This is a genomic window from Acidovorax sp. SUPP1855, from assembly GCF_030158955.1.
Lineage (GTDB): Bacteria > Pseudomonadota > Gammaproteobacteria > Burkholderiales > Burkholderiaceae_C > Paracidovorax.
This window is the reverse complement of the sequence record NZ_BQXI01000046.1, coordinates 21650-27986: the sequence shown is the minus strand read 5'-3', so window position 1 is coordinate 27986 and position 6337 is coordinate 21650. Positions and strand designations below refer to the sequence as shown.

General features: G+C 62.3%; 7 protein-coding genes. All 7 read left to right on the top strand.

Annotated features, from left to right (window positions below):
- Window positions 1–129: 129 nt before the first annotated feature.
- The 7 genes from AVMA1855_RS24535 (at window position 130) to AVMA1855_RS24505 (ending at window position 6319) form a co-directional block, all read left to right on the top strand.
- Complete coding sequence (locus tag AVMA1855_RS24535; RefSeq protein ID WP_284427695.1) at window positions 130–1389, top strand: flagellar biosynthesis protein FlhA; 1260 nt, start codon at window positions 130–132, stop codon at window positions 1387–1389.
- Between the two features lie 52 nt (window positions 1390–1441).
- Window positions 1442–2233, top strand: coding sequence for a flagellar hook-basal body protein (locus AVMA1855_RS24530; RefSeq protein ID WP_284427694.1), 792 nt, complete (start codon window positions 1442–1444; stop codon window positions 2231–2233).
- Window positions 2234–2305: 72 nt separating this feature from the next.
- Complete coding sequence (gene flgG / locus AVMA1855_RS24525; protein ID WP_284427693.1) at window positions 2306–3100, top strand: flagellar basal-body rod protein FlgG; 795 nt, start codon at window positions 2306–2308, stop codon at window positions 3098–3100.
- On the top strand, window positions 3097–4170 hold the full coding sequence (gene flgA / locus AVMA1855_RS24520) for a flagellar basal body P-ring formation chaperone FlgA (protein ID WP_284427692.1): 1074 nt from the start codon (window positions 3097–3099) through the stop codon (window positions 4168–4170). The genes flgG and flgA overlap by 4 nt, the downstream gene beginning before the upstream one ends.
- Entirely contained in the window at window positions 4167–4769 is a 603-nt protein-coding gene (locus tag AVMA1855_RS24515) for a flagellar basal body L-ring protein FlgH (protein ID WP_284427691.1), read from the top strand. Before flgA ends, AVMA1855_RS24515 begins: the two co-directional genes overlap by 4 nt.
- A gap of 2 nt (window positions 4770–4771) precedes the next feature.
- Entirely contained in the window at window positions 4772–5908 is a 1137-nt protein-coding gene (locus tag AVMA1855_RS24510; protein ID WP_284427690.1) for a flagellar basal body P-ring protein FlgI, read from the top strand.
- 18 nt (window positions 5909–5926) lie between these two features.
- A complete protein-coding gene (locus AVMA1855_RS24505) occupies window positions 5927–6319 on the top strand; it encodes a flagellar basal body rod protein FlgB (RefSeq protein ID WP_284427689.1) in 393 nt (130 codons plus the stop codon).
- Window positions 6320–6337 lie beyond the last annotated feature (18 nt).

Sequence of the window (6337 nt, the reverse complement as noted above, 5' to 3'; positions counted from 1 at the left end):
CCTGATCCACCACCGCCAGCTTAAAGGCCAGTGTGTAGTCCTTCTGCGTTCTCTTAACCCATTGATCCACTTGACTTTCCTTTCTGATGAACAGAAAGGTGTCAACCTCATTCAGGACGGGTCACCCTTTTGCTGGTGGGCGCCGCGCTGACGGGCCTGCTTTTCTTTCCGGGAATTCCGGTCCTGCCGACCGCAATCCTGATGGCCATCGTGGGCGCCATTGCGTGGGTGGTGTATCGAAGCGCAGCCAGTGGCGAAGGGGGCCCACCGGCGGGTGCTGACGGCGCCGAAGTGGCGAAGGCGGAAGAGGGCTCGGCGCGCGACGATGAGGATCCCTATGCAGCGTTGCAGGTGGAGCCGATCGAGGTGCATGTGGGCAGCCAATGGGTCGCGCTCGTCAACCAGCCTGGCAGCGTGTTCATGGAGCGCATTGCCACATTTCGCAAGCAGCATGCTCAGGAGTTGGGTCTCGTGCTGCCTCGCGTCCGTTTCAAGGATGCGGTCCGGCTGGGTGCCGACCGCTATGAGATCCATCTGGACGGAGTCATCTGCGGCCGGGGGGAGGCCCGGGCCGACCGCCTGCTGGCCATCCACCCTGCAGGCAAGACCGACGGACTGCCGGGCGAGCCGACGCGCGACCCCACTTACGGATTGCCGGCCTTGTGGATCGATCAGAGCCTGCGTGAAGCAGCCGTTGCGGCGAAGTTCACGCTGGTGGATGCACCGACCGTCTTCATGACCCATCTGACCGAAGTCTTGCGGCGCGAGTCCGCCACGCTGCTGACGCGGGCGGAAACGGATCGGCTGCTGGCCCGCGTGCGGCAGCAGCAATCCAGCCTGGTCGAGGAGCTGATACCCACCGTGCTGTCCGTGAGCGATGTGCAGAAGGTGCTTCAAAACCTGCTGCGTGAGAAGGTGTCCATCCGTCACATCGAGGCGATCCTCGAAACCTTGGCCGATGCGGGCCGGCAGTCCAAGGATGCCAACTACCTGACCGAGCTGGTGCGCCTTCGGCTGGGGCACGCGATATGCCAGGGCCTCGTTGGCGAGGCGAATGCATTGCACGTGATCACGCTGGATCCGGCCGTCGAAAGCCAATTCTTGCAGAGCGTGCAGATGGCGCACAGCGCGCGTTCTGAAGAGGCGGGCTCACCCGCCGCGCCTTTTGTGCTCGAGCCCAAGATGGCCGAGCAACTGATGGTCAAGCTCATGCAGCAAGCGGAGCGCATGATGAAAAGCAACCTGTTGCCCGTGCTGCTGTGCGCACCTGAACTGCGCCGGCATGTACGAGCACTTTCGGAGCGGGTGATGCCGCACCTGAGGGTGCTGTCGATGGCGGAGATTCCGCACACCATCGAATTGAAGTCCTATGCCGTCGTGAGCGTGTAGCCGGCCCTTTTCCCTGGCATCCCCCTGTTTTATTTCACCCCGCTTTCCTTCCATGCAAGAAGTACTCGCCCTCGCTTTGCAGTCCATGCACCAGGACATGCAGCGCCTCGACCGGATCGGCAGCAATCTGGCCAACGCGCTGACGCCGGGCTATCAGCGCGAAGCGATGGCCAGCCGGCCACTGGGCATGGTTGGCTCCACGTTCGCCGCCATGGTGGGCAATGCGCCCACGGCCCCTTCCGCGGCCGGCATGGCATCCGCAACGATGCCTGCGCCTGCGCTGCTCATTCAGACCGATACGCGCCCGGGCAGCCTGAAGTCCACGGGCCAGGGGTTGGATGTGGCTCTGGCTGGCCCCGGTTTCTTTGAAGTGACGACGGAGGCTGGCCCGGCCTATACCCGTCAGGGCAATTTCCGGTTGGATGGACGGGGGCGCCTGGTGACCGCGCAAGGCTTTCCCGTCATGGGTAAGGGTGGCGAAATCTACCTAAATGGGGAGCGCCCTTTCATCGATGGTGCCGGGAACGTGTATGAGTCCGAATCCAAGTCGGCAGGCGCCAACGCGCAGCCGATCGCACAGCTCAAGGTGGTGCAGGCGGAAGACCCCACCCGCCTTCAACACAAGGGTGATGGGTTGCTGGCAGCGGATGGGGCGTTCAGCGTGCTCAAAGACGCGGACATTCAGATCCGACAGGGCTTCCTGGAGAACTCGAATGTCAATTCCATGCAGGAGATGGTTCAGTTAGTGCAAACCATGCGGCATTTCGAATCCATGCAAAAGGTGGCATTGGGCTATGACGAAATGACGGGGCAGGCCATTCGGAAACTCGGTGAACTTTCTTGATCCTTTGTTTTTTTGGATGCGCTGCGCTTGAACAACGGCTTCGCCATCCTTTTTAGAAATTGACTTCTTCCCATGTTTGACGCTCTCTACATCGGTGCCACCGGCATGCAAGCACAGCAGCTGAATGTCGACACCATTGCCAACAATTTGGCGAATGTGAACACCACCGGCTTCAAGAAAGCGCGGGTCAGCTTTTCCGACCTGGTTGCCAAAGATCCAGCCCGTGCAGTGTCCAGCCACGTGGATGGTGACGGCGGCCTCATCTCACAGGGGTTGCGGCTGGGCGCGGGTGTGGGCATTGCCAGCCTGTCCAAGCTGTTTGACATGGGGGATCTCAAGAAAACGGACTCCCCCCTGGATGTCACTGTGCAGGGCGACGGTTTTCTGGAGGTGCTGATGCCCGATGGAAGCAGTGCCTACACCCGCGGCGGCACGCTGAAAGTGAACAAGGAGGGCCAATTGGCCACGTTGGCCGGCTATGCGCTCAAGCCCGGGATCACCGTGCCCGAGGACACCCAGGCCCTGGTACTACAGCCCGACGGACGGGTGCAGGCGCGCGCCGCCAACCAGGCCTCTGTCACGGACATCGGCAAGATCGATCTGGTCCGGTTTGCCAGCCCCCAAGGCTTGCTGGCCGAAGGGGACAACCTCTACCGAAGCAGCAGTGCGTCCGGGGAAGCGATTTCGGTTCGGGCTGGAGAAGATGGTGCGGGCAGCCTGGCCCAGGGCTATCTGGAGGGCTCCAACGTGAAGATGGTCGAGGAAATGGTCAACCTGATGGTGGCGCAGCGCACCTATGAAGCCAACGTCAAGATCGTTCAGGCGGCCGATGAGATTCTGGGGCTGGTCAACGGGCTGCGGCGATGAGTCCTTTCAATGCGATCAGGCGGCAGCCTCTCGGTGGAGCGCTGTGTGCCGTCTTGCTGTGGCTGGGTTCTGTTTTCGGCACCCCCGCATGGGCGATCAACGGCACTGCGGTGCCCACGGCACTGCTGCGGGTGGAAATGCGGCCGCAGGCCCAAGTGCAACAGGCGCAAGTACAACTGGGGGACATTGCCATTTTGAGCAGTCCGGATCTGGCATTGCTGCGCCGGGCCATGGCGCTGCCATTGGGCCAGGCCCCACGCATTGGCGATACCGCAGTTCTGGAGTCGGACCGATTGGCTCTGTGGCTTCGCAGCCGTACAGGCCTGCGCGAAGACCAGGTGCAGTGGCAAGGTTCCACGTCGACGGTCCTGACCGTGGCAGCGCGAGAGTTGCAGGGAGAGGAGGTGGTTGACAAAGCCCAATCTGCATTGCGGGATCACCTGATGGCCGGGGTGGCGCAAAAGGGTTGGATCGAGCCGCGGATCGAAATGCAGGCGGTGTCCGTGCCGTCGACGACCTTGATTCCGCTCGGGGGCAGCAGTCTGCGCGTGCGTCCGCTGGGCAACGTGCCGGTGGGCAAACGCATGCTGGTCTGGGTCGATGTGCTGGTGCAGGGACAGCACGTCAAGACCATTCCGGTCCGATTCGAAGTGAGCTTGTTCACCTTGGTGCCAGTGGCCGCGAACGACATGGCCGTGGGCACCTCGGTTCAGGCAGACAACTTGGTGATGCGCGAGGTCGATGCGGCCCGGCTGGGGGATGTGGGTCCCAGTGCATTGGGGCAGCCTGCAATCCTTGGCGGAGGGGACGCTGTGGCTGCGCAACGGGTTCGCCGCAACCTCCACAGTGGTGATGTTGTCACTCCTGCGCATTTGCAGCCCGTACCGGCAGTGTCGCGCGGCGAATGGGTCAGTCTGGTTTCGCGGAGCGGTTTGGTGTCCCTTGAGAGCCGGGTGGAAGTGCTGCAGGACGGACAGGTGGGCCAGGTCGTGCGTGCAAGGCCCCTCAACGCCACCGGCGTGCTGCTTGCCCGTGTAACGGCCCCAGGGCATTTGGAGCTGCAGCCATGAAGCGATCGTTCGTCATGGCTGCGGGCAAAGGCCTTTTCGTTCTGTCGAGCATGGCGCTGTATATCCATGCGGCTCCCGCTTGTGCTGAAAGCCTTTACCAGGAACAGAGCTTCAGGCCCCTGACCGCCGATAACAAGGCATTTCGCGTGGGCGACGTACTGACGGTGCAGGTGTTCGAAAACTCCAGCGCGACGACGAGCGCGGATACGGGGACACGGCGCAAGAACGGGTTGTCTGCGGAGCTCGGGCATCGCAGCGGTAGCGTGGCCCAGACGGGTATCGCGGTCACCGGCGACTTCGATGGCGGGGGCAAGACCCAACGGACCAATCGGGTGCTGGCCACGCTCACGGTGTCCGTTCGAGAAGTGCTACCCAACGGTGAATTGAAGGTCGCTGGCGAGCAACTGTTGACCGTCAACGATGAGCCGCAAAAAGTCACCCTGGAAGGCCGTGTGCGGCCATTGGATATCTCGGACGGGAATGTCGTTTTGTCGACGCGCCTGGCCGATGCCAGGATCAGCTATGTGGGCGAGGGCGACATTGCAGAGCGCAATCGGCGTCCCTGGTGGCGGGCGCTGCTGGATGGGGTGGGATTGTGACCATGAGGCGAACCATTCGAACCCTCTTTGGCCTGTTGGCGGGCGCTGCGTTGTCGGTGGCGCTGTGGGTGCCTGCGCAAGCCCTTGCGGAATCTGTGCGCGTCAAGGACCTTGGCAAGTTGCAGGGTTGGCGTGAAAACGCGCTGGTCGGCACGGGCATCGTGACCGGTCTGGCAGGCACTGGCGATTCGTCCACGAACCGGAGCATGCGGCAGGCTCTCTCCAATGCCATGTCCCAGTTCAATCTGAATGTCGGGCCCGAACAAATCCAGAGCCGCAACGTGGCGGTGGTCATGGTCAGTGCTGTGCTGTCTCCCTTCTCGCGGGAGGGCGACGCGCTGGATATCACCGTGACCTCTGTCGGCGATGCACGCAGCCTGGTCGGAGGCAGCTTGGTGCTCACCCCTTTGAAAGGGGCCAATGGGCGGGTCTATGCCTTGGCGCAAGGTCCTTTGTCGGTGGGGGGCTACCGTTACGACGCCAATGGCAATGTGGTGCAGAAAAATCATCCCACGGTGGGTTCCGTACCCAATGGCGCCACCGTGGAAGTGGGTGTGACGGCGCAGATGGTTTCAGAAAGCTCCCGGATGACTTTCATCCTCAATGAGCCCGACTACACCACTGCCAACCGGGTGGCGGAGGCGATCAACCGCAAGTTGGGAGCCGGCCTGGCGCAAGCGCGGGACGCATCAGGGATCGAACTGATGGTGCCCGAAAGCCAGCGCCGCCAACTGGTCGCTTTCGTCGCCGGGCTGGAGTCGGTCATGGTCGAGCCGGACCGCCGGGCCAAGGTGGTGATCAACGAACGCACCGGCACGGTGGTGTCGGGGGGGGATGTTCGCATCTCCCAGGTGGCGATCTCGCACGGCGATATCAAGGTCTCCATTCGCAACGAGACCGTCGCTTCTCAGCCCTCTTTCATCGGACAGGCCGGCGATGGCGTTCGCACGGCGCTGGTCACCAACACGCGCATCGATGTGGACGAGCAAAACGGTCCCGGCTTTGTCACCGGCAGCACCACGGTGTCTGATCTGGTGCAGTCGCTCGCAAGGCTCAAGACGAACACGCGGGACATCATCTCCATCCTTCGCGCGGTGAAGACGGCAGGTGCGTTGCACGCCGAACTCATCATCCAGTAAGCACAGCGGAACGACCCCATGACCGAAGGAATCGAAGCCATCACCCAAGCCAGCCTGTCGCTGGCGCTCGATGCGGCAACGTTGCGCCACCAGACCATCGCCAACAACATTGCTAATGCCGGAACGGAAGGTTTCGTGCCGCAGCGGCTGGGCTTTTCCAGCCAGATGCAAGAGGCCCGCCGCCAACTGGACGAAGGCCGACGAATCGATGCACGCCAGCTTGCCGCGATGGCAGAAGCCGGTTTCAGGCTGAAGCCGGTATCTGCAGGCAATGGACTGCCGGCTCGGGTCCAACTGGATTCCGAAGTGGCGCAGATGGCGCAGAACGCGGTGCATTACCAAGCCTTGCTCAAAGGACTGTCGCGCCACATGGCCATTCTTTCCACCGCCGTCTCCGACGGCAAACGCTGACTTTTTCTAGGCGCAATT

What these genes read in the sequence shown, in the direction of transcription:
- AVMA1855_RS24530 (WP_284427694.1), top strand. Translation starts at nt 1,442, where the DNA reads ATGCAAGAAGTACTCGCCCTCGCTTTGCAGTCCATGCACCAGGACATG.
- flgG (WP_284427693.1), top strand. Translation starts at nt 2,306, where the DNA reads ATGTTTGACGCTCTCTACATCGGTGCCACCGGCATGCAAGCACAGCAG.
- flgA (WP_284427692.1), top strand. Translation starts at nt 3,097, where the DNA reads ATGAGTCCTTTCAATGCGATCAGGCGGCAGCCTCTCGGTGGAGCGCTG.
- AVMA1855_RS24515 (WP_284427691.1), top strand. Translation starts at nt 4,167, where the DNA reads ATGAAGCGATCGTTCGTCATGGCTGCGGGCAAAGGCCTTTTCGTTCTG.
- AVMA1855_RS24510 (WP_284427690.1), top strand. Translation starts at nt 4,772, where the DNA reads ATGAGGCGAACCATTCGAACCCTCTTTGGCCTGTTGGCGGGCGCTGCG.
- AVMA1855_RS24505 (WP_284427689.1), top strand. Translation starts at nt 5,927, where the DNA reads ATGACCGAAGGAATCGAAGCCATCACCCAAGCCAGCCTGTCGCTGGCG.